This is a genomic window from Armatimonadota bacterium (assembly GCA_013314775.1).
GTDB lineage: Bacteria > Armatimonadota > Zipacnadia > Zipacnadales > JABUFB01 > JABUFB01.
The window spans coordinates 1-21,585 of record JABUFB010000018.1 but is presented as its reverse complement, the minus strand read 5'-3'; the positions used below and the strand labels follow the sequence as shown (position 1 = coordinate 21,585).

The following is a 21,585-nucleotide window of genomic DNA, read 5'->3' as shown; positions in this document are numbered from 1 at the left end:
GGAACGCACGGTCACGTCGTTCGCCTTCCGTCCGCGCTCAACGTCAATGCCTGTCCTCTACGGCCACCGGGTACACCGGCGCGATCCAGTTGTGGGGGTCTCGTCGTGACCTTCCGCGCACTACACACGATACTGAACATTTCCCGCTCCACTTTCTGATTGCCTTCCGGGGAGGGAGGACAGCACCCAGGGCGAAGTGATCGGGGCTGTCTCAGGTCCAAGGCCGAAGGGATGAGTGTCCGTGCGACTTCAGCAGGTTGTCAGCAACAAAGCAGCGATTGGGGAACTCTGGGCGGGTATCCCGGGAGTGGAATTGACGCCCGGCGGCCGCCTGTTCGTGGTGTGGTTCTCGGGCGGCGACAAGGAGCCCCATCCCGACAACCGGCTGTATATGGTCACCAGCGACGACAGCGGGCGGACCTTCTCAGTGCCCGCGATCATTGCCTCTCCCCGGGACGGCTTCCGCGCCTTCGACCCGACCCTCTGGCTCGCTCCCAATGGTGTGCTCTGGCTCATCTTCAATCGGGGCAATAAGGATGCCGCCGAACACGGGGTCTTCGCTATGACCTGCGCGGCGCCCGATGCTGCTGACCCGGTCTGGAGTGAGGAGTTCCGGGTGGGCTACGAGGCGCCCTTCAGTTTCCGCATGAACAAGCCCACGGTCCTTTCAACGGGCGAGTGGCTCATGCCGGTGACCCATGCCTCACGCACCGTTTCCGACTGGTTCGCCGGGCCCGGACAGTTGCAGGGCGTGGGCATCTCCACCGACGAAGGCCGCACCTGGACACTGCATGGAGCGGTCGAAGCCCCAAACTGGGCGCTGGAGAACATGATCGTCGAGCGTTCCGACGGCGCATTGGTCATGTATATCCGCACAGGCGCGGGAGTGATCTGGCAGAGCCTGTCGGAAGATCGCGGCCGCACCTGGGGGGCCGGCGAGCCAACGGGCATTCCCAACCCCGGGTCGCGATTCTTTGTCCGCAGGCTGCCTGATGGAGACTGGCTGCTCATCAATAGCCCGGACCCGACGAAGCGCACGGGAATCGTCGCCTGCGTGTCTTCCGATGAGGGCGCGACCTGGCAGCAGATGATCGTGCTGGACCCGCGAGACAGTGTGAGCTATCCCGACGCGGCCTTCTCCAGCGACGGCACCATCTACGCGGTTCACGACCGGGACCGCGGCGGTGCGGGGGAAATCCTGCTCAGCGTCTTCACCCGCGAGGACCTGCATTGACCTGCGCGCGCGCAATCCGCGCGCTCTCGAGGGAGCGATTTGCGATGATCACGCGCCGCGAGAACCTGTTGCGGGTCCTGCGTCACGAGACCCCGCACTGGCTGCCGGTCACCGGGCATTGTGACCCGTACAACCGCCCGAGCAGCGAAGAGATGGACCCGGAGCTTGCCCGGGCGCTGGGGGATGTGCACTGGGGCGGCGAGGCGACCGTCATCTTCTCCCGCGCCCTCGGACTCGATATCTGCGACTGGTTCGGCATGCCGGTGCGTATCACCCGCCGTAAGGTGGAGGTGGAACAAGAGACCGACGGCGACATCACGCGGCGCATCTGGCACACTCCCGAGGGCGATCTGCGCGAGACCATCCGGGTCTGCCGCGACACCACCGGCGCGGTATCCAGCAACTGGACCGAGCATCCCGTCAAGGGGCCGGCGGACCTGCCGGCACTCGCCGCCATCTTCGACGATGAGCTGATCGAGCCTGACCCGGAGGGCATTGAGCGAACCCGGAAGCGGCGGGAACTCATCGCCGATGACGGCCTGCTTCTGGGCCCCATGGAGGGCACCCCGCTGGGGATGATGTTCCGCGTTTACTCGGGTGTGGCGACGCTGGCCTACCTGTGGGCCGATGCCCGCGAGGACCTGCTGGCTCTGTTCGCGTCGATGGAGCGCAACTACCTGAAGCGCCTGGCCGTGGGGGTGCGGTCCGACGTGGATGTTGTCGTCACCGTTGATGACACCTCGACCACCGCGATCTCTCCGGCGATGTTCGAGACCTGCAACATCGACCTCACCAACACCCGGGCGGAAGCCGCGCATGATGCGGGCAAGTTTTACTTCCACCACTCCTGCGGGCTGATCCGCGACCTGCTGCCCCTGTATCGGCAGACGCGCATGGACGCGGTGCATGCCTTCACCATCCCGCCTCTGGGAAATGTGACGGTGGGCGAAGGCCGCCGGGCGCTGGGCGACCGGATCACCATCATGGCGGGGGTCCAGCAGCTTGCAGAACCCATGGACGACCTCGAGGCAACGCGGGCCGGCATCCACGCGATGATCCGCGAGGCTGAGCCATGGGACCATTTCATCCTGAGCGTGGCGGGCTATCCGCACCGGACCATGAAACAGACGCGGTTCGTGGTGGACTGCTGTCGGGAACTGGGCGGAGACAGGCGATAGGGACGAAGACTATAGGACAAATTGAGTCAAAATTGAGTACGGATTCGACAGGACCTCGGTACAATAGTCAGTAGCCACCCGTCGTGCGGCACCACGAAGGGACTGGTTATCGCTTGGATTCGTCACTGGCGACGACCGTTTCGTGCTGACGACGGAAGGGGTGATCACCAAGGATGGGGGGAATCCGTGGGGGCTGGAGCGCCGTATCTCGAGACGGAAGGCGGTGATCACGATCATCACTAGATCTGCAACAAGCATTGCTGTAGTCGTGCTTGTCCTCTGCGCAGCGCCGGCGATGGCGTATTTTGCGCAGTACACGGGCTCCCTGACCAGTGCCGGCGGCGGTCTCGTTGGTGGTGGCGGGTGGGAAACGGGGAGCAGCTTCGGCTGGACGGTCACCCAGGAGAATCAGGGCGGCATCTGGCAGTATGATTACAGTCTGACGGTGCCCCGCAAGGACGCCAGCCATTTCATCGTCGAGCTTACCAGTGACCTCAAGCCAGACGAGATCGCCCTGCTGAACCTCAAGTACTGGGATGGAACCGTTTGGAAGAGCTGGACGCCGACGGAAATGGAAATCCGCACGTTCTACTCCAACGAATCGTGCAACCCTGGCATGCCCGAGTACCCAGACGGGTCCCTTTCCCATATATATGGCATCAAGCTCGATCTGCCGGATGTCCCCGCTACGAACCTGCAATGGTCCTTCCAGAGTCGGCGCAACCCCGTCTGGGGGGACTTCTACGCGAAGGATGGCAGGAGCGGGGAGCCGTTCGCCTATCTGTACAATGTAGGGTTCCTGGACCCCGATCCTAACCCGAGTAGTCCGGATGGGCTTCCGGTATCGGGCAATCAGGATCCGCCGGGTAAGGGCAAGATCCTTCGGCCCGACGGTGGGGGCAACGACGGAGAAGAGATAACGCCCGAACTGTCGCCCGGAGCACTGCTTCTTCTGGGGGCTGTGCCGGTGGGCATCGCATGGCGTCGCCGCAAGCGGTGCGACAACTGAGGCCCACAGCAGGACAGATCGAGGCAAGCGCAGTGAAGCGATACGCCGCCCAGTTTGGGCGGCGTATCGCTTTGTCTTCGAAGACGACCGGCTGAGGCACGACCCCTACGGAGCCGCGTGATTCATGTGAGACTGCACCAGGTACATCTCGGTGATGGTGATCAGCCCGTTGAGGTTCAGGTCATACCGGCAATTGTCGCTGGTGACTGTCTGGTTCAGCTTGCTCTGCATGACATACATGTCCGTGATGGTCACGCGTGAACTGCCATTGACGTCGCCGATGCACACCTTGAGGATACAGTCACGGTCGCCGGACAAGGCGAGGCCGGTGTCCCGGCCGGTGATGGTGTCGGAGAGGGTGATCGTGTAGGTGTCGTCATCCGGCAAGGCCGGGTTGAACTCGATCCACAGGATGTCGTTGTCGCCACTCAGCGTAACCCCCGCGACGTTTGCCGAAAGGTTCCCGCTATTGACGCCGACCACCGAGATGTTCGCCGGGGCAACCGCAGTCAGCGGGGCACTGAAGCTCAAGCGCAGCATAGCAAGACGGCAGGTGCGCGGTTCCACATAGCCGTCGGTGCAGGGGGTGATGACCTGGCCCACCCCATTACTGTGGGTTGCCACTACGGCCCATTGCGTGATGCTTGGTGGCTCCCCGAGCACCTCGAAGCCGTTGGCCAATTGCCCCGACTTGCCATCATCATTGGTGACCACCACGTTCCACAAGCCGAGTGCTGCACCTGTCAGATCGAAGGAGCAGGTGATCTGGGTGGCGCTGTCCACCACCACGCTTGTTCCGGCTATGTCCGCCTGCCCCGTTCTCGTGAGCTTCGTGGTTGCTCCTGTTCGGAAAGCCGTGCCGCCGATGGTCACATTCACCGGACCGGTGTTGGGGCCGTTGTCCGGCGAGGTCTCGATCACGGTTGGAGCGGGGTACTCCACGGTGAAACCGTCGGTCAGGGTCCCGGTCTGGTTGTCGTCATTGGTGACGACCACGCTCCAGGGACCAACGGCGGCTCCGGTGATGTCGAAGCTGCAGGTGATCTCGGTATCGCTGACCACCGTCACGTTGCTACCGTTGATGTCTGTCTGGCCGCTGCGGGTCAGCTTCGTGGTCGCTCCCGCGCGGAAGCCGGTTCCCGTGATGGTGACACTGACCGGCCCGGTGTTGGTCCCGGAATCCGGGGAGATTGCAGTCACCGTTGGCGGCGGCACGATGTCGACGAAAGCTTTGATGCAGAAGTTCGCGGTGCTGTTGTAGGTGGTGAGGTCCGTCCAGGTCGTGCCGTTGGTACTGCAGTAACTCTGTCCAGCGGAGGCGGACGCAGCACTTGTGGCGCCGACGATTCTCGACTCAAGAGGTATCGGGCGAGCATAGGACGGATTCGTGAACTGGATGCAAATGGAGAACTTGTCGCCTGTATGCAAGGACACTGGCGTGGACAGGACCGCATGGTGAAGGCCCGCGTACGTGCACGATCCGCTGGCGGTGGCTACCAGCGTTCCGCCCGTGTACGGTCCGCTGGTCGGGTTCTTGTAGACACGCGCCGAATAGCTTGCACCTCCCTGCGTGGTGTAGAAACCAATGCCTTTCAGGGTATGCTCACCGGATGCAGTGAAGAGATTGGCTGCCCAGCCGCTGTAGTTGCTCCCCCCCCAGCCGAAGTCACCGACCCACCCCAGCGGGTCGTAGGAGTATTGGTAGTCGTAGTTGGTAGCGGGTTCGGTCTCCGGGAACTGGGCGATGACGGTCTTGGCAAACCGTGCGTCCTCGTAAGATACCCAGAAGTAGCCCGAGAGACCCCAACTCGTGCCCCAACTGTTCCGCACCAGCCACGCGCCGTCCGACTTCGGCTGTGTCCCTGCCTTGAAGTTTGACTTGGAGTAGGCATCATCCCAGCCAACGATGCACACTGCGTGGTCTGTTGAGGTTGCCGTGGGGTGGTAATAAGCAGCTGTGGCCGGGTTATAGTAGGCGTCGTCATGCAGGTAGTTGGCGTAGACGCCGCCGTGGGCCATGACTTCATTCTTGATAATGGCCGGGTCGGCGGGAAGCCACCAGACCTCATGTACATGGGCCCGGGGTTCCAATCCGGGTGGTGAAGTGCCACCGGAACTGCCGTAGGGGTCGTCGGACTCCCACACCGGCCCTCCCCAGCGGCCCAGGTACGCCGCGGACATCCAGGGGTGTCCGCCCTCACAAGGGCCGTAATCCCAGCCGTGGGTATTCTTTAGATGGTCCTCGGAGAAGTCAGACGTGTCAGTGGGGCGGATACAACTCTCGAGGGAACCGTACGTGGCGAAGGCCCAGCAGGACCCGCAGCTTCCCTGGTTCCGGACCGGCGGCACTTTCTCGCTGATGGCCCGCAGGTCATAACTGGCAGGTGCGCCGTCAAGGGCCCTGAGTACGGAAGGGCCCGCGATGTATTCGCGGTTCACCGGTGGCGGGATATCGCCCTTGCCGTGCCCGCTGCCGCTGCCCACGGGCCTCAGGCCACCGGCCTTCTTCGCAGCGATGAATGCCTTGAACTCGGGGCTCAAGGGGGCGGAAGATGGCTTGGCAAGCGCAGTGCTACAGATCGACAGGAGCGCGAAAGCGACGAGGGCGACAAGGGCAATCCAAGGTCGCTGGGTCTGGCGGTCCAACGCGGAAACCTCCTCAGTCCAGGCGTGTCCCCCCGCGTTGCCGGAAACGCCCCCCTGGCTCCCAGCCCAGCCACGACGCTGTATCAAATATCCCCTCCCGCGACTATATTCTGCCTGTGCTGTGTCTCAAAGTCAACTGATGGAACGATATTGGGCGGAGATGATCTCATTCGTGGCGTCAGTGATGCCCGGGACTCGGTCACTCCAGAAAGATCTCCCCCGCATGAGCAACCAGCCAGTTCTGGGCGCCCGTGCCCACCCAGGTTATCCAGGGGGTCGGGCCGCCGGTCTTGCGCACACCGATATTGAACCGGATGGTCTGCTTCGTGCCGGGCCTGATGCCGAGGGCATCCAGCGACACGCACCATTCGCCGGACCACCAGCCTTCGCCCACCTGAGCCGCGAATTGCGTGGCTCTGCCCAGACGCTCGGCTTCGGCTGTGGGTATTCCCGCGTGGTCAGTGCTCTGAAAGAGCCCGGAGGCGAAGCCCTGCAGGACGAAGGTCAGGCCAGGCTTCTCGTCGCGGAGAACCTCGATGCACACTTCCGCGCCATCGTCTCCACCCCAGCGGCTTCCCAGCGAGAGAGGCGCCTGCGGGTTCACCTCATTGAGCAGTCCGACATACAGACTGGTCCCGTCGTGGACCAACCAGGCGCGGCTCACGGGCCTCTTGCCGGTGTCGCCGGATGGGTCTTCTTGCAGGAGCATGGCTTTCGCCGGGTCCAAGCCCAGCCACTCGCCGGGCTCCAGTTTTCCGTCCACCTGAATCGGTTCTTTGACGCGCGCGACCGGGTACCGGGGGACTTTGCGCTCCACGCGGACCGGCTGGTGGGGGTGCTCGCGAGCCCCGGGTGCTTCCACGATTGGCCACGTCGCCCGCAGGTGGCTCTCGTACGGGCCGATCTTGTCCTGCGGTATCTGCTCGAAGCCCATCTTCAGTGCCGGTGACTCTGGGCGAAGGGTGAAGTCGCCGTTCTCCGGGTCAACGAACAGCGGATCGGCGACTACGGAGTTGAGATCGAGGCCGTGATCGCGCATTCTATCCAGACTGCTGTCGGGCTTGCCGGACCAGTGCCAGAGCACGTTGTTGTCATGAGTTGTGGTGTCCCAGTCCAGACCGCTGACGGCGTACAGCCGTGAGCCCGGGCGGCCGTAGCTGATGATGTTGCGCTGGAAGGTGTTGTAGGACTGGGTGGAGTCGGCCACCGCATCCCGGTGTCGAGCGAGGGCCGGGTAAAGGTGAGAAAACGGCCAGTCAAGCACCTTCTGAAGCATGTCCGGGAGCATCCTGTGGGACGTGGGCCATTCCTGGTAGCGCATCTGCTCTTGGGCGCAGTCGTAGATGATGTTGTTCTCGATCAGGTTGTCTCGGCCGCTGTGGACGTCAATCCCTGCAAGGAAGGACCGGGCCACGATGTTCCCGTACACGTGCTGGCCGCTGCTCCAGTCGTCCAGGTAGATTCCGAAGGTGAAGAACGGCGAATGCCACTGTGTGCCCCCGTGCCTTCCATAACCCAGAGTGTCGTGGATATAGTTGTAGCGGACCACGTGGCCCCGGTTAGTCCAGTCGCGTCCCAGGCAGTAAGTGGCGCCGCTGTCCTGGGTCTCCAGGTTCATGTGGCGCAGGTGGTTGTACTCGATCACGTGGTCGTTCCCGTTATAGGAGATGGCGATGCGCGGGGTGTCGTGGATGAGGTTGTGGCGGACCCAGTTGCGCACGCCGCTGACGGACACCGCACTGGAAGTCTTCGAGAAGCAGCCAATATGGTGGATGTAGTTGTTGTCCACCACGTTGTTGTCCGGGGCGGTGGGATTGCGGTTGCCTGAGTGTATCGCCACCCCGGAGCTTCCCACTTCGTAGATGTCATTGCCGGCAACCAGACATTCCTTTGTAGCGGAAAGGGTAACCCCCCCGCCGCCTGCGTTGCGGATGGTGGAAGCGGTGATGCTGCAGCGGCGAGCGTTGGTCATGGTTACCGCGGTGCCATCGCAGCCTTCGAAGGTGAACCCGCGCAGCTCAATGTCCTGCACCCAGTCCGCCTGGTCCGGGGTTTTTGCGATGCTCACGATGGTGCTCAAAACCGGCGCCGAGACGCGCTTGGACAGATCCCCCGGTGGCCAGAAATAGAGGATCGAGCGCTCGGCATCGAGATACCACTCTCCGGGGGCGTCCAGCTCCTCCTTCAGGCCCTGCACGAAGTATCGATCACCTTTGTTGACGGCGTAGGAGGTCTCCCCGGCCAGGGTAATGACACCCGCCTCATGGTCTACGCTCTTGATGCCCACGATGTTATTCCAATAGTTCACACCCGGGAATATCCAGACTTGTCCGTCTGTGGGACGCTCCCAGTGTTTGAAGGTGCCAGGCTCGAACCGGAACTGGGTCTTGCTGCCCTCGCCGACCCGGTCGGCCGCGTACAGGAACCCGCCGGCATAGGGATTGTCTGGATCATAGTTGGGGTATCGCGCGAGGTGCTGCCGCTTGCCGTTGTAGAAGAGTTGCCCGAACTTGAGGCCCTTGCGCCCGATGGATGCAAGGTCCAGGGACATGACCTCGCCCTGGGACCTGACGAAGCCCGTGAGTGACGCCCCTCCGATGAGGATCGGCGTCTCGCCCTCGGCGGCCACATAGCGCACAGGAGCACCCTCGACGCCGGAATCCCGAGCATCGAGAGTGAAGGTCTGCTCCAGGAAGTACTCGCCGCCGCGCACATAGACAGTCGCCCCGGCCGAGCTCTGCCCCCGGGCTCTCATGGCGCGCAGTTCATCCCGGGCGCGCTCGAGTGTCGCAAATGGTCCATCCTGCCCGCCGGCTGCGGGATCAGCCAAGGTGCCGGACCACCCGTCATTCCCCTGAGTTGAGACATACAGCACCGGCGCGTCGGCCCACGCGATGCAACCTGCAAGTGCTGCCGCGAGCAGTGTGCACAAAGGTGTCAGCACTGTTCCTGTCATCTCCAGTCCCTCCATGGACAGGCGCACTCAGCGCGCCAGTCTTGCGGTGATCGTGATCTTGCCGCAGTCTCCAGGCAGCGTGACCCACTCTCCCTCGATCGCAACCCACGTCGGGCCGGTAGTGTCCACGAGGTCCAGCGAGCGTCCCGCTGGAGTACGCAGGCGCACCTTGATCAGCTCCGGCGGATTGCGTCGCGGGGCATCCAGGTGGACGGTGATGGCGTCCTGCCCGCCTTCAAAGACCACGCTCATTTCGCCGAAATGAGTCATCGCGCGTTCCACACCACAGCGCCGCCCCGGCTCGAGCCAGCTCTTCGGGACAGCCTGCCCCACGATGAGGGCGTCGCCCTCTTCGCGCACGAACAGGTACCGCAGCCAGCCGCAGGCATTGGCCTCGTCGGGACTCTTGTAGTGGTCGCCGCGCCAGTCGCCCAGTTCGGGCAGCGCGTGCTCTGCGGCCATGCGTGTGTCGGGGTAGTAGTTGGCGGCCAGGGCGTTGAAGGCGCTGCGCAGTGCGTGCTTCACATCATCGCGGTACAGGTACGGCTCGACCTGAAACAGCAGGCAGGCCTGCATGGAGAAACCGCCCCAGTCGAACCAGTGCCGGGCGTAGTCTTCGATGCAGTACCCATACTGCCGGCTCAGGTACAGATTGTCCTCGTAGTCGTTGATGATCCACCGGGCCTCGCGGCTGCAGGGGTCGAGGATGCCGGTGATCAGCAGGTGAATAGCGCCTTCCAGCGTCTCACAGATCCAGCCGAAACTGCGTCCCCGGCGGTAAACGTGAGAGGGAAAATGCGGCACGTAAGTTCCATTGCGCAGACGCACCACCGGTGAGCGTTCCGCGGCCCGGGTGAAGCAGGTAATGATCGCCTGCCGGTACTCATCGGCCTTCGCCTGGAGCCGCCCGGCTTCCGGGTGGTTGATCTGCGCCAGCCCCCAAGCTGCGGCGTTCAGCCCGCGCCACGTGTAGCAGTTCGTGCTGAGCCAGGGCCACCAGTCGGTGATGTCCTCGAGGTTTCCCGGCGGCAGCAGACCGGCCTCCGGGCTGTCGGCAGGAAGTTCACGCTCGCGCTCATTGATGATCCAGTCCGCCGCCGCCAACACTTTCGCGGCAATGGATCGCAGCCATTCCCGGTCGCGGGTGAAGCGGAAATGCTCGATCAGGCACCACAGAATCCAGCCGTGGTGCTGGTTGTAGCCGATGTGTTCGTACCCCGCTGCCCCCCAGAGCACACCCTCCTGCGACCGGAAATCGCCGGGAAGCGGGACCGTGCCCTGGTAGTGCAGGAAGCCCTCGAGACACTCCCGCGCCTCCTCATGGATGCCGCGTCGGTCGAGGTCCGTGATCATCATGCAGGACTCGTTCGCGAAGGCCAGGTAGTTGAAGGAGCCCGCCCGGGCGAAACGCCGGCGCGAGTTGGGCTCCAGTTCGGAGTTGATGAGCGAGTGCATCGCAACAGATGTGAAGAACTCGTTCAGGTCTTCCTCGGGCGTGACCAGCTTCATCTGCTCGCTGAGGACCCGCCGCCAGTAGTCGCCCACCGCCTTGTGCTCGCGATCGAAATCCAACGCCTGCAACTGCTCCATCTCATCGGGCGTCGGCCGGACATACGGCACGGTGAGGATGACTTTGTGGTTCTCGCTGTCGGTCAGGGTGACTGAATACTCGATCCCCTCATTGCCCTCTACCAGTTCGCCCCGGCCCCGGATGTCGATCAGAGCGCGGACCTTGTCACCCGTGCGGATCAGGCCCTGGTCATCAATCGACAACTTCTCCGGCGCCCCGCATGATTCAAAGCGCAGAGGAAGCCGGAACGTGCCCGATCCCGCGAAGGTGAACCCCAGCATGCACACGCCTCCTGCATCCGCAGCGGGGGCGGGGCCTTCCGGGTCAGCGCCCGCGAGAATCGTGGCGAAGCCCACCTGCTCGATGGTCCCCCCCGGCGTCTCCCAGGTCGTAATCCCGATGGGCAGGATCCCGTCTTCGATGGTACGCGACGTGCTCTCGGGAGGCAGGCCGAAGCTAAGGTGCAGATCTGCGCAATCCGCTTCCAGTCGCTCGCTGTCTGCTCCGCGGCACTTGAGGAGCACCTCGTTGTTCGTCCGGTATCTCAGCGAACCGTCGGGGTTCAGTGCGAACTTGTGCCGGCTGCCGTCGGGCGCAAGAGGCAGGGGGAGCCTGCTGCGCTTGGGCACCATGTTTTCCCACGCGCGCCGCCATGACTGTTCCGGCAGGTGCTCCACCATCTCGTAGATCCCCGGACGGGCATCGAGCGCGGCCTCAGAACACACGCCCGCGTAGTCGCGTTCGTCCTCACCCGCGACCACGCAGAGACCGTAGTCGGCGATCCAGACCGGCCCCGCAGCCACATCATCCAGGGCCACGGTGACCACTTGCGGGCCAAGGATCGTGAGCAGCGTCTTGTCGAAGGAGTGCGGGTCGCGGTTCGCAGCGCACCACAGGCTGACCACGTGCTTGTCCGGAGCAATCTGGTCGGTGCTCTCGATGTGGCCGTTGAAGGCCTCCAACTTCAGACTGTCACAGGGCACGGCGCTGAGAACGGTAATGACGCGGCGCTCCCAACGCGAATCCGTCAGTGCGCTCAGGCTGACCGGCGCTTCATCGCAGGCGAGCCGCAGCTTCATGGTTGTGCGGAAGGTGGCGTCGAAGCCGGCCACATCCGGGAACTCGGTGGCACAGACCGGTCGGAAGGTGAAGGTCGCGGCGTTCCCCTCCACGGTCATCTCTGCATCCGCGGTGCGCCATTCGCCATTGAACCAGTCACCCAGTTGCCACCAACCCGCCGCCCCGCGCCCTTCCACGTGGTCCTTGGGCAGGCGCACCTGAGGCCACTTACAGCGCCAGTACTGGACTTCGAGACCTTCCGGTACCGCTCCGTCGAAAACGGCGATCACGCGGTGAATCTCCCGCGGGTCATCCCAGATAAGGCCCATGCCACCGGACAAGGGTCGGGCGAAAGGGGCTGCGTCGAAAGCCTGGCCGGCGACCGGCCGCGTGGTCTCGTTCATAGGGTCTCCTTGACGCTCCAGGTTACGGCCCAGCGCAGTTCATCCCGCGGGGCCACCATCATTGCATTGCCATTGGCCGCAGCATCTTGGAGCGAGCATTCCGGCGTGAGCATCCACTCCAGGCCGAACTCCTCTCGCTCCAGGCCGGGCTCAGGCGGATACGCGCCCGGGTTGTACCACAGGCCGAGAGATGGCCGTTCGACGCCCTCGATGGCCAGAGTCCACCGCGCGCCATCCAGCCCGACCGTCACCACCGGGGCCGCGCAATGGTCCAGCACGAGCATTACCGCCTGCCCCTCAAGCTCCCGCAGGAAGGGCCAGACATCCGCCGACTGTACGCCCGTATCCCCGGTAGCGCGCTCTTGCGGCCACTCCCAGCGAATGTGCCGACACGTGGGCAAATCGAGGTAGCGCACATTCCCCGGCGGCGCCAGCGCGTGCCCGGCCCAGCTCATTGCCAGCGGCCGGCTTCCCGTATTCGCCACGGTGAAGTCGAAGCGCAACGCACCTGCATCGCAGGACAAGACGCGCGCGAAGGACCACTCACCGCCCGAGTCTGCCACAGTTCCCCGCAGCGCATCCTGGCCCGCGTCAATCTCCCACGGCAGCCAGCACACTTCGCCGTGGTCGCGCACGGTGCGGTCCCGTCCCGGCCAGAGCGAGACCTCCAGCGATGGCCAGCAGTCGTCATAGCCGAACACCGGCCGCGTCTCGTACTCGCCCCATTTCGGGTCCGGCGGGGTGAATGTGCCGCCCGGCATGTGAGGCCCGGTCAGCAGACTGTGCCCGCGCCAGCAGACACGAGTGAGACGCCCGCCGTCCAGGTCGCACTCGACTTCCCAATCGCCTTGGCGCCAGAGAGTGAGCATCTCAGCTGCCGAACTCCGCGATAATTCGCGCCAGGTGGGTCTTGCGCCCGGCGTCCAGCTCGGGGAACGGCCTTGCCGCGAGCTCGCGCGCTTTCTCGCGGGCCAATGCAACTGCATCCGGCGCACCCGCGGCCTGCCAGCTTGCGAAGGGTCCGCGCACCGCCACGTTCGGGACGTGGTACTCGTCGGAACGCAGGTGCGCGAGGGTGTGTTCGGTGGTCAGGTAGGTGGGTCCCTGGGGGCCGATCTGCTCGATGAGGTCCCGCGCGATGGTCTCCTCACTGACCTCAACTCCCCGTGCAAGCCGTCGCGAGAGCGCCGAGATCTCCTCGTCCATCACCAGTTGCTCGTGGCTGCAGGTCATGCCGGTTGCGAACATTCCGCAATTCACGATGAGGTCATTGCCCGCGGCCACCGAACAGAAAGTGCTCAGCGTTTTCTCCCACGCATTTTGCTCGTCGTGGGCATGATTGTCGGAATTGGGCGCTGTGGTGTGGCAGGGCAGTCCGTAGAAACGGGCAAGCTGCGCGCCGGCGATGCGGCAGATCGAGGTCTCCACCGAACCCACCAGCGCCGCGCCGGTTCTCATGTCGGTGGTCGTCCACGAGTTGGCGTAGAGCACCTTGTGGCCGGGCTTCAGCATCTGGACCATGGCAAGCCCGGACAGGCATTCGGCGTTGTTCACCGTGAGCAGCCCGGCGAGAGTGAAGGGCGCCGAGACCCCGGCGTTGGGCTCGGGGAGGATCGCCAGGGGGACTCCGGTGGTGACCGTATCCATGATGGCCTCGAGCACCCCCGGCTCCCAGACCAGGGGGCTGGTGGGCGAGAGCTGGCTGATGCCGTAGACCTGACTATGGAAGTCGCCTTCGAAAGCCGCGCGCAGCAGTTCGATGCATGCGCGGTTCACGTCGGCGCGGTCGGTGGAGAAGAACACGGGCTTGGCGCTGTTTTCGATGACCGCGCGCACACCATACAGCAAGGTCGCGCGCTGGCTGGGGACATCCTGGGGCATGACCGGGATGCCGATCATGTCGATGTGCTTCAGGTGCTGGCAGATTCGGGAGAAGATCGCCACGTCTTCGCATGTGGACTTGCGGGTGACGCCGGAATCCGAGTCCACCCAGAAGACTGCATTGTGACCTGCGGCGATCCTCGGGGTGCCGTCGCCGAGGACGAATACCGGCCGACCGTCGCGGCCACAGACTTCGAACTGCGCCGGGACCTTCGCGATTTCATCCTCGATGGCTGCTCGCGGGAAACGCACCACCTGTGTCTCCGCATCTACCGGCAGGCCGCGGTCACGCAGAAACTCGAGCATGCGCGGGCTGCCGATCTTCACACCCGCGTGTTCGAGGATATGCACGCTCGCCTCATGAATATCATGGAGCTCGGAATCAGACAGTACTCGCATGAGCTCAAGTTTCATGCTCCATGCGCCTCCCGGTAGCCGCGTAAGGATCGCCCGGCGATGTTCCGGAATGTTTTCGCCGGACGCGCCTGTTCGCCTGCATGGATGATGCGCTACGGCAGGAGTCGATCCGTCCGGGAAGGAGACCGATGGCAACTGCAGTGCACGCCTGAAGGCCCGGCTCCTGCCCCAACAAGATCGCGTGCCGACAGCCCTCGCGCTGGCAGGCCGGGCTCTTGCGCGCGTACCGGCAGCCGGCAAAGTCCAAGCCGAATGAAGGTCGGTCCAGCTGCTGGAAAGCGCCGTCCGGGCGTGTCCACACCCTGGCGCGGTTCCCCAGAAGAGCCGTATATCCAAGGGCTGTCGGCCGGCAGTTCACGGGTCCGGAACCTTCACCGGTTTTCGGCGGTGTACTTGCCCGTTACGAGGAGCTGCTCTTCATGGTCCACGTCACTGCGGGTCGGGAAGGCTGCCGAACCAGCGCCTCAGTCGGTCCCGGCCTGGTTTTGCAGACTCACTTTCCCGACCACCAGCACGCCGGTCTCGCCGGGTCGGAAGCGGCGCTCCAGGTTATCGATCTGCAGCCGGTTCTCGCCGTCGCGCCACAGGTCGCCGATGCGGAAACGGAACACCGGGCTGTAATCCAGCGTGTCGTACTTCCGACCGGAAGGCTCATTGATATGGAAGTCGTTGTCGTACTTCACTCGCCACGCCTGGGGCTTGGGCTCAAAGGAGGCCAGGCGCGAGTATCCCCCGTGATGAGGGGTCTGGATGAACTCCGGGCGGTCCAGGGCGCGATCGGGCTCGAGCACCGTGTCATTGAAGGTCAGGCGCATCACGGGCAGGATGCCGTTCTCCATGTCCATGTGAACCCGCACCAGCAGCTCCAGCACATCCGCTTCCTGCCGGGGGAGGACGAGCACGGTGCTGGTGTCCTGGGGCACCCGAAAGCCGTCGCGCATGGCGGCCGAGAGCTCTTCGGCCGAGGTGATGACCCGGTCCTGCGCCTCGATCTCCGCCAGTCTGTCCGCGAGGAAGATCGCGAAGGCATCCCAGACAGCGCGAGCCTTCTCGGTGCTGGAGGCGTCTCGCGCTGCGCGTGCTGCCGTGAGTGAGGATGCCAGCGACCGCCTGTCAGCTCCTTCGCTCTCGTACTTGAGCGCGATGCCAAGGAATGCCCGCGCATCCTCTTGTGACCCGAACCACTCTGCGAGCGACTCCGCGGCGTAGTCGTCCAGGGATGCATGCGGGTGGTCCAGGAAGTAGCTCCAGGCGTCGTAGAACAGCCGCATGCTGAAGATGCTCGCCGGGTCCTCGCCATACGTGGCCAGGCCCAGGAACCCCGCATCCGCCGCGCGCGCACAGATGTCCTGAATCTGCCGCAGGAAGAACCGATCCACCGAGTGGGTGCTCTTGTTGCCCCAGTGCAGGTACCCGGTGTTCCGCGCTGTGGGTGGGCGCATACCCGGCGGCCACTTCTCATCACTGCCCATTCCCGTAAGCGTCCACTGGCAGATAATGTCCTCGGGGATCAGCGCTACCCAGGAGGGTGCTTTCGCCGCCATCTCGGGGGTGAAAGCGGTGTACGTCGCATAACTCACCCAGGCATCCGGGGCGATTTCGTGGGCCAGTTTCGCCACCGGCGCCGTGGAAATGGCCATGTCTTTGAAGTGGTCCGGCGCATCGCCGGGGATCTGGGCCCGAGCACGCTTGCAGTCGGGGCAGTGGCAGACGAAGAAGTCGCCGATTTCGAAGTTGATGCCGCCGATCCTGAAGTTCTCGAAGAGCCAGCGGCAGCCGTCCTTCAGCCACTGGACGTTCTCCGGTTTCGTGGGGCACAGGGCGTTGTGCGGCCGGCCGTCGGCATTTACCGCGCGCAGTTCAGGATGCGCGCGTAACCAGGTGGTGATGTTGTACTTGTGGTTGCCCTCGAAGTAGTAGCCCTCGTAGCCGCTGGTGCCTACGCCAGGGACGATGCGGATGCCCCTCGCGGCGGCGTACTCGCAGAGCTCCTTCGCTGCCTGCTCGCCGCCGTGACCGTCGCGCAGGAAGCCCCAGATGATGATGGCATTGAATCTGGTGTGATCAGCGGCGTAGTCCACCAGCGCCTTGTAGTCTTCGAGGTACTCCCCCGCGGGTTTCGGGTACTTCCCCCCGCCGCCCATGAGAATACCGCCGGGCGTCCTGCCGGACCAGTCCATCCGCCAGTCCCAGGTCCACAGATAACGCTGCTCGAAGCCCTGTGAGGTGTCGGCAAATGCAGTTGTAGATAGCACAACACAAAGGACCATCATAGCCATGGCAACGGCCGGTGTATCAGGGCCGACAACGTCCAGGCGCATCGGTGTCACTCCTTCAACCAGCTACGCTTGGGTGCTTCCCTCCCGATTTCCCCATTGCGCGGCAGTATGCCTTCGACAGGGCATCGGCAACGAGCCGCTGTGTCTGGCGCGGGAAGTCGTGCAGGCCGAAAGCATGGAAGATCAGTTCGGGCTTCCGGCGCGGGGAGGCGTACTCATACGCCGTCCACCAGAGCGTTCCGGCCACCGGAGGCTGCTCCTCCAGGGCGGCGAAGGTCTCGCTGAACACCCACCGCTGCCATTCCCCCGCGAGGTCCAGCGCGGGCTGCATGAACCGCGCGAATCCATACAGGGGCAATCCGGACGTGGTGACGGCCTGTCCATCCAGCTTCACCGTGGGCACGAACTCAGCGGCGATGCTGTGCGATGCGCAGAGCAGGACCGCGAAGGCGATTGCAGCAGCGGAGGCCACTGGCATGACGTCACGCTCCTTCGGTCACACTCGCGCAGCTACAATGCTCCCGCCAGCGCCAGGAACATTAGCAGCATGTCGGCATCGGTTGCATCAAGGTCCCCGTCCTGATCCTGGTCGGCGGCGCGGTCCCAGTTTGGATCAGCACTGTAGTGGAGACGCCACGCGCGAATGAAGGCCGCAAGATCCCCGGCATCCACGACGTGATCCCGATTCACATCACCAGGAACCGGCGCGCGGATCTCGAAGGCTGCAGCCAGCGTAGCGGACAGGTCGTCGCGGTTGGTGACGACCACGTCCCACAGTCCAAGCGCGCTACCCCTCAGGTCAATCTTGCACAGGATGCGAGTGGGTTCGGCCACTCTCGCGTCCATGGCAACGATGTCCGGCTGACCGGCAAGACGGAGCACGACGGTAGCATCAGCCTGGAAGCCCTGGCCGACTACCTCCACGTCATAGTCAGCATCCGTGGTGAGGCCATGGCTCGGAGCGATTCCGGTGACCTGCGGCGGTGGGAAGGTGACCCGGAATCCGCCCGGGAGCGTGCCGGTCGTGTCGTTGGGGTTGCTTACCATCACGTCCCAGGGGCCAATGAGCACGCCGGTCAGGTCGAAGGTGCAGGTGATCTCCTGCGGGCTGACCACCACGACATCGGTGCCCGGGATGCCCGGCTGTCCTGACTTGCCCAGGGATACTCCCGCGCCTGGCATGAAATCGGTACCCTTCAGGCTGGTGATTGCCACAGGCGCGACGTTGATGCCGGAAGAGGGAGTGATGCCGGTGATCGTCGGGTCTGGGAGCAAGGTCATCGAGGCCTGAATCGTGTTGCCGTACGCCCCCATGTTGACACGGTTCCCATTGGGGAGAGGCTCGTCGGCGTAGGAAGCGCTGGGGTCGCCGCTGTCGATGCAAGGGCTGTGCACCGAGTCGTACACCCATCCTCCCTGTGTCCAGCGCCCTCCTCTGGACTTCAGGTGGTAGTCCCCGTGGGAGGGATCGGCGAAGAGTGGGTCCTGGCCGATGGTGTCCACTCCACGGAAGACCAGGCCGGAGTAGTCGCCACCGGAGTTCCCGTACACGTCGCAGTGGGACAGATAGGCGGCCGCCGAGGGATCCGCGACGATGCCGCCGCCGATGGATGAGAAGGCCACGATGCTGTTGGTGATATGCGGCAGCGCGATATTGGGGCCTGCCGTAACCCTGCAGACGATCGCGCCTCCGCCGGCAACAGCCCCGTTACCGGAGAAGGTGCAGTTGATGATGTCGGGCGATGTGCCGTTACACAGGATTCCGCCACCTCGACCCCCGGCACGGTTGACAATTATCAGGCTGTTACGGATCTTCACGCCGAGGCCCAAGATGCCCGCATTGCAGAAGATCCCCGCTCCGTCGGCGCTGGTGGCGTTCCCGCTGATGGTATTGCCCACCAGGATGGTGTCCTCAGCCCTGACCAGTGCCGGGTTGGCAATGTACATACCCCCACCGTTGACGGCCATGTTTGCAGTGATCCTGTTGTCGGAGATGACAGACTCCTGGTCTGTCCAGACCCCACCCCCGTTGCCCGTGGCCGTGTTGAGGTTGATGAGATTCTGGCTGATGACGGGGTCTCCCCCCTGGCAATGGATCCCGGCGCCGTCTGTCGCGCTGTTGCTGTCGATCGTGTTCTCGCCGATCCATGCCGCGCCGTTGGTGCAGAAGACGCCGCCCCCAAGTTGGGCGGCGTTGCCCATGACCTCGTTGTCTCGAACGATCGGGCTGCCGGTCACGTACAGGCCGCCGCCCTGGCCGAGGGAGGAGTTCAGCTCGATCCGGTTCCCCACAATGCTCCCGCCAATCCCAGACCAGTAGACGCCGCCTCCCAAGCTGGCCCCGTGGTTGTCTGTTATCCGGTTCTCCTCGAGCGTGACATCACCCGCGCAGAAGACCCCGGCCCCCAGCGTGTTGGCCTGATTGTGGTGGATGTGGTTGTGGCGAATGGTGGGGCTAGCGAGCGGGCCGCAATAGATGCCGCCGCCGGCGCGAGCGCCGATGCCACCGGGATAGAAGATCGGGGTGCCCTCACCGCCCGTGATTGTGAAACCCTCAAGCACGGCGTCGGAGCCCTCTGCGCCATTGAAGGTGACCACCGAAGTGACCCCGGCGCCGCTGATGACAGTCTTCGCCACTACCTCGGGGTCTTCGGGATCAGTACTCTGCACCGTGATGGTCTTGCCCTTGAAGTTGATGCTCTCGTTGTAGGTTCCGGTTGCCACCAAGACGCGGTCGCCGTCGGAAGCTGCGTCAATGCCCTCCTGAATGGTGTTGATGCTGCGTGAGGGCACGCGGATCGTCGCAGCGTGCGCCTGGGAGACTACCAGTCCGAGCGCGAGCGCGAGAAACCAGGGCCTGCACGGGTGGAGCATGGCCGCACCTCCTGCAAGGAACCTGCAACGGTTGGCGCCGCGAAATGCGCGATGTTATGATTCGCCGCGTCGGCAGGACGCTCCCTCTTCCGGGAGAAGCCATTTCGTCGGGGGCTGTCCGGGCGCCCACCCGTGGATGGACGCAGGGCTCCCCGCAGGCTGCGCGGAATTACCCCCCATGACTACCCCACTGCTTGCTTGCCTGCTGTGTCCGCTAGCGCTGGCTGATACCCCACAGCCGATGGAAAACAAGGAACTGGTGGTCCTGATTGACTCCTTTGATGATGGCGCCGGCCGCTGGCGCCCTCAGGGCGAAGGGCTGAAGGTGGACGTCATCGAGGTCGATGGCAACCGGATGGTGCGGCTGGACAACTCCGCCGGGACAACCCAGGCCTTTCTCGGCACAACCGCGGGCGACCGGGGAGAACTGCTGCGCTTCTCGCTTGATGCGAAGACCGCTGACGGCGAGCCGGGACAAGTGGGCCTGCACCGGTTCGCCGGGGGTATCCACTGGGTCACAATCGGCGGCGAGTGGCAGAGCGTCGGCCATGAGATGCGCGGCCACGAAACCGGCGCCGGCTGGTATGTGGTGGTGCCGGCCGGGAAGGTGATCCTGATCGATAACGTGCGTCTGGAACGGGTGGTCCTGACCGATGCAATGAGGCGCGAGAGACTGGCGCAGATCCGGCGCGAGTCTGAGGCCACCGCGCTCGCCGAGTACCGCGAACTGGGCTGCAATATGCCCGGACCGGCGACTTCGCTGACTGTGAATGGAGACCTGCCCGTGGGCCTTTATACGGTCCGGCCCACGTCGGGGCGCGAGATGACGCTGGATCAGATACTGGCGGAACTCGCGGCCGCCGGCTTCAATTTCGTCCACAATTCGGACTTCGAAGACTGGCCCGAACATGCCGCGAACTACGCGCAGATCAATAGCGACGAGACCGCCCGCAGGTACCTGGACACCGCGCAGGCCAACGGGCTGAAGGTGCTCATGGGCTTCGATCGCATGATGGTGGTGAAGAGCAACCTTGAGGGGCTGCGCAGCCGCGCGCGTGCGCTGTCCGGCCACCCGGCACTGTGGGGATGGTACCTGATCGATGAGCCCAACCTGCACGGCGCCACGCCGGAGGCGGTCCGCTCGGCCTATGTCACCTTGCGGGAAGCTGCGCCGGCGGTTCCCGTCACCGCCTGCCTGTGCACACCGCAGAGTTTTGCCGACTACGCGCCGGGCGTGGATGTGATCATCACCGACGTGTACCCGGTATCAACCCACAGTCTGTTCGCTCTGGCGCCCCACCTTGAGCGCGCTCTGAAAGTCACGGGGGGGCGCAAGCCGGTCTGGGCGGCGATCCAGGTGCACAACAACGACCTGCACCAGGTGCGTTGGGGCGGTCTGGGCGGCATCCTGACCGAACCCCGGCGACCCACTCCCGATGAGGTACGTTGTATGACCTACCTGGCCATTGCCCACGGAGCTTCGGGCATCTTTTTCTATGCCTATGATGCCTGGGTATACGGTCAACTGCACGAGGATGAGACGCTCTATCGCGGGGTGCAAAGTATTGCCCGCGAACTGCGTGACCGCAGTCCCTCTCTGGTGGCGGATACGTTGGCGAAGGGCACTATCCCAACCGGAACCGGCCGCCTCGTCAGCTACATCGTGCGCGGCAAGGCAGGCGGGCCGGCGCTCCTGGTTGCGGTGAATGCCTTCGACGAACCCTCGGGCACTGTGCTGTTGCCCGGTGGGACAGGAGCCGCGATTGCGGCCGACCTCGCGCCTCACGAGGTCCTCCTGCGCGAAATCACATGGCCGGAGGACTGAGCATCGTCGCCTCCCGGGCCGGGTCGGCACTGCGGTACGGCTGGACAGGTCTGTACTCGCTCTGGTGGGACGTTCCTCCACGACCTCCCCACAGTTCCTGGAGCCGTGGACGGAACGGTGTTGAACTGTCAACGCAAAGTAGAAATGTCCGGTTTTGTGCAAAGTAGAAATGTCCTACTGCCGTTGGGGTCGGGAGTCTCCTTTGTAGGGTTTCTTCCACGGGTGGTCTGCCTTCGGGGTGACGGCTGTGCCT

The 21,585-nt window shown here is 64.0% G+C and carries 12 protein-coding genes; 4 read left to right on the top strand and 8 right to left on the bottom strand.

Annotated features, from left to right (window positions below; all coding sequences use genetic code 11):
* Positions 1 to 241: 241 nt before the first annotated feature.
* The 3 genes from HPY44_20275 (at position 242) to HPY44_20265 (ending at position 3,421) form a co-directional block, all read left to right on the top strand.
* Entirely contained in the window at positions 242 to 1,234 is a 993-nt protein-coding gene (locus HPY44_20275) for an exo-alpha-sialidase (protein ID NSW58352.1), read from the top strand.
* 44 nt (positions 1,235 to 1,278) lie between these two features.
* A complete protein-coding gene (locus HPY44_20270) occupies positions 1,279 to 2,412 on the top strand; it encodes a hypothetical protein (protein NSW58351.1) in 1,134 nt (377 codons plus the stop codon).
* 142 nt (positions 2,413 to 2,554) lie between these two features.
* Positions 2,555 to 3,421 (top strand): PEP-CTERM sorting domain-containing protein, encoded by an 867-nt coding sequence (locus HPY44_20265; GenBank protein NSW58350.1) that lies wholly within the window; start codon positions 2,555 to 2,557, stop codon positions 3,419 to 3,421.
* Between the two features lie 105 nt (positions 3,422 to 3,526).
* Here HPY44_20265 and HPY44_20260 read toward each other — a convergent pair whose 3' ends face one another.
* The 8 genes from HPY44_20260 to HPY44_20225 all read right to left on the bottom strand — a co-directional run bounded on the left by HPY44_20260 (position 3,527) and on the right by HPY44_20225 (position 19,507).
* Positions 3,527 to 6,067 (bottom strand): IPT/TIG domain-containing protein, encoded by a 2,541-nt coding sequence (locus tag HPY44_20260; GenBank protein NSW58349.1) that lies wholly within the window; start codon positions 6,065 to 6,067, stop codon positions 3,527 to 3,529.
* A gap of 199 nt (positions 6,068 to 6,266) precedes the next feature.
* Positions 6,267 to 9,023: a right-handed parallel beta-helix repeat-containing protein gene (locus HPY44_20255; GenBank protein NSW58348.1), complete on the bottom strand. Its 2,757-nt coding sequence runs from the start codon at positions 9,021 to 9,023 to the stop codon at positions 6,267 to 6,269.
* A gap of 27 nt (positions 9,024 to 9,050) precedes the next feature.
* Positions 9,051 to 12,056 carry a hypothetical protein gene (locus HPY44_20250; protein NSW58347.1) on the bottom strand — a complete coding sequence of 1,002 codons (3,006 nt, stop codon included), beginning with the start codon at positions 12,054 to 12,056 and terminating at the stop codon, positions 9,051 to 9,053.
* A complete protein-coding gene (locus HPY44_20245; protein ID NSW58346.1) occupies positions 12,053 to 12,925 on the bottom strand; it encodes a hypothetical protein in 873 nt (290 codons plus the stop codon). Before HPY44_20245 ends, HPY44_20250 begins: the two co-directional genes overlap by 4 nt.
* 1 nt (position 12,926) lies before the next feature.
* The gene (locus HPY44_20240; GenBank protein ID NSW58345.1) at positions 12,927 to 14,351 is read right to left on the bottom strand and encodes a trimethylamine methyltransferase family protein; all 1,425 of its coding nucleotides are present in this window, start codon (positions 14,349 to 14,351) and stop codon (positions 12,927 to 12,929) included.
* A gap of 467 nt (positions 14,352 to 14,818) precedes the next feature.
* Positions 14,819 to 16,675: a hypothetical protein gene (locus HPY44_20235; GenBank protein ID NSW58344.1), complete on the bottom strand. Its 1,857-nt coding sequence runs from the start codon at positions 16,673 to 16,675 to the stop codon at positions 14,819 to 14,821.
* A gap of 13 nt (positions 16,676 to 16,688) precedes the next feature.
* A complete protein-coding gene (locus HPY44_20230; protein NSW58343.1) occupies positions 16,689 to 17,111 on the bottom strand; it encodes a hypothetical protein in 423 nt (140 codons plus the stop codon).
* Between the two features lie 32 nt (positions 17,112 to 17,143).
* Positions 17,144 to 19,507, bottom strand: a complete 2,364-nt coding sequence (locus HPY44_20225) for a hypothetical protein (protein ID NSW58342.1) — start codon at positions 19,505 to 19,507, stop codon at positions 17,144 to 17,146.
* A 178-nt stretch (positions 19,508 to 19,685) separates the two neighbouring features.
* Here HPY44_20225 and HPY44_20220 point away from each other — a divergent pair, with 178 nt between their 5' ends.
* Complete coding sequence (locus HPY44_20220; GenBank protein NSW58341.1) at positions 19,686 to 21,332, top strand: beta-galactosidase; 1,647 nt, start codon at positions 19,686 to 19,688, stop codon at positions 21,330 to 21,332.
* Positions 21,333 to 21,585: the final 253 nt, after the last annotated feature.

Excerpts from the sequence above, each read along its gene's own strand:
- HPY44_20270 (NSW58351.1), top strand. The coding sequence starts at position 1,279 with ATGATCACGCGCCGCGAGAACCTGTTGCGGGTCCTGCGTCACGAGACC.
- HPY44_20255 (NSW58348.1), bottom strand. The coding sequence starts at position 9,023 with ATGACAGGAACAGTGCTGACACCTTTGTGCACACTGCTCGCGGCAGCA.
- HPY44_20250 (NSW58347.1), bottom strand. The coding sequence starts at position 12,056 with ATGAACGAGACCACGCGGCCGGTCGCCGGCCAGGCTTTCGACGCAGCC.
- HPY44_20245 (NSW58346.1), bottom strand. The coding sequence starts at position 12,925 with ATGCTCACTCTCTGGCGCCAAGGCGATTGGGAAGTCGAGTGCGACCTG.
- HPY44_20240 (NSW58345.1), bottom strand. The coding sequence starts at position 14,351 with ATGAAACTTGAGCTCATGCGAGTACTGTCTGATTCCGAGCTCCATGAT.
- HPY44_20235 (NSW58344.1), bottom strand. The coding sequence starts at position 16,675 with ATGCGCCTGGACGTTGTCGGCCCTGATACACCGGCCGTTGCCATGGCT.
- HPY44_20230 (NSW58343.1), bottom strand. The coding sequence starts at position 17,111 with ATGCCAGTGGCCTCCGCTGCTGCAATCGCCTTCGCGGTCCTGCTCTGC.
- HPY44_20225 (NSW58342.1), bottom strand. The coding sequence starts at position 19,507 with ATGCTCCACCCGTGCAGGCCCTGGTTTCTCGCGCTCGCGCTCGGACTG.
- HPY44_20220 (NSW58341.1), top strand. The coding sequence starts at position 19,686 with ATGACTACCCCACTGCTTGCTTGCCTGCTGTGTCCGCTAGCGCTGGCT.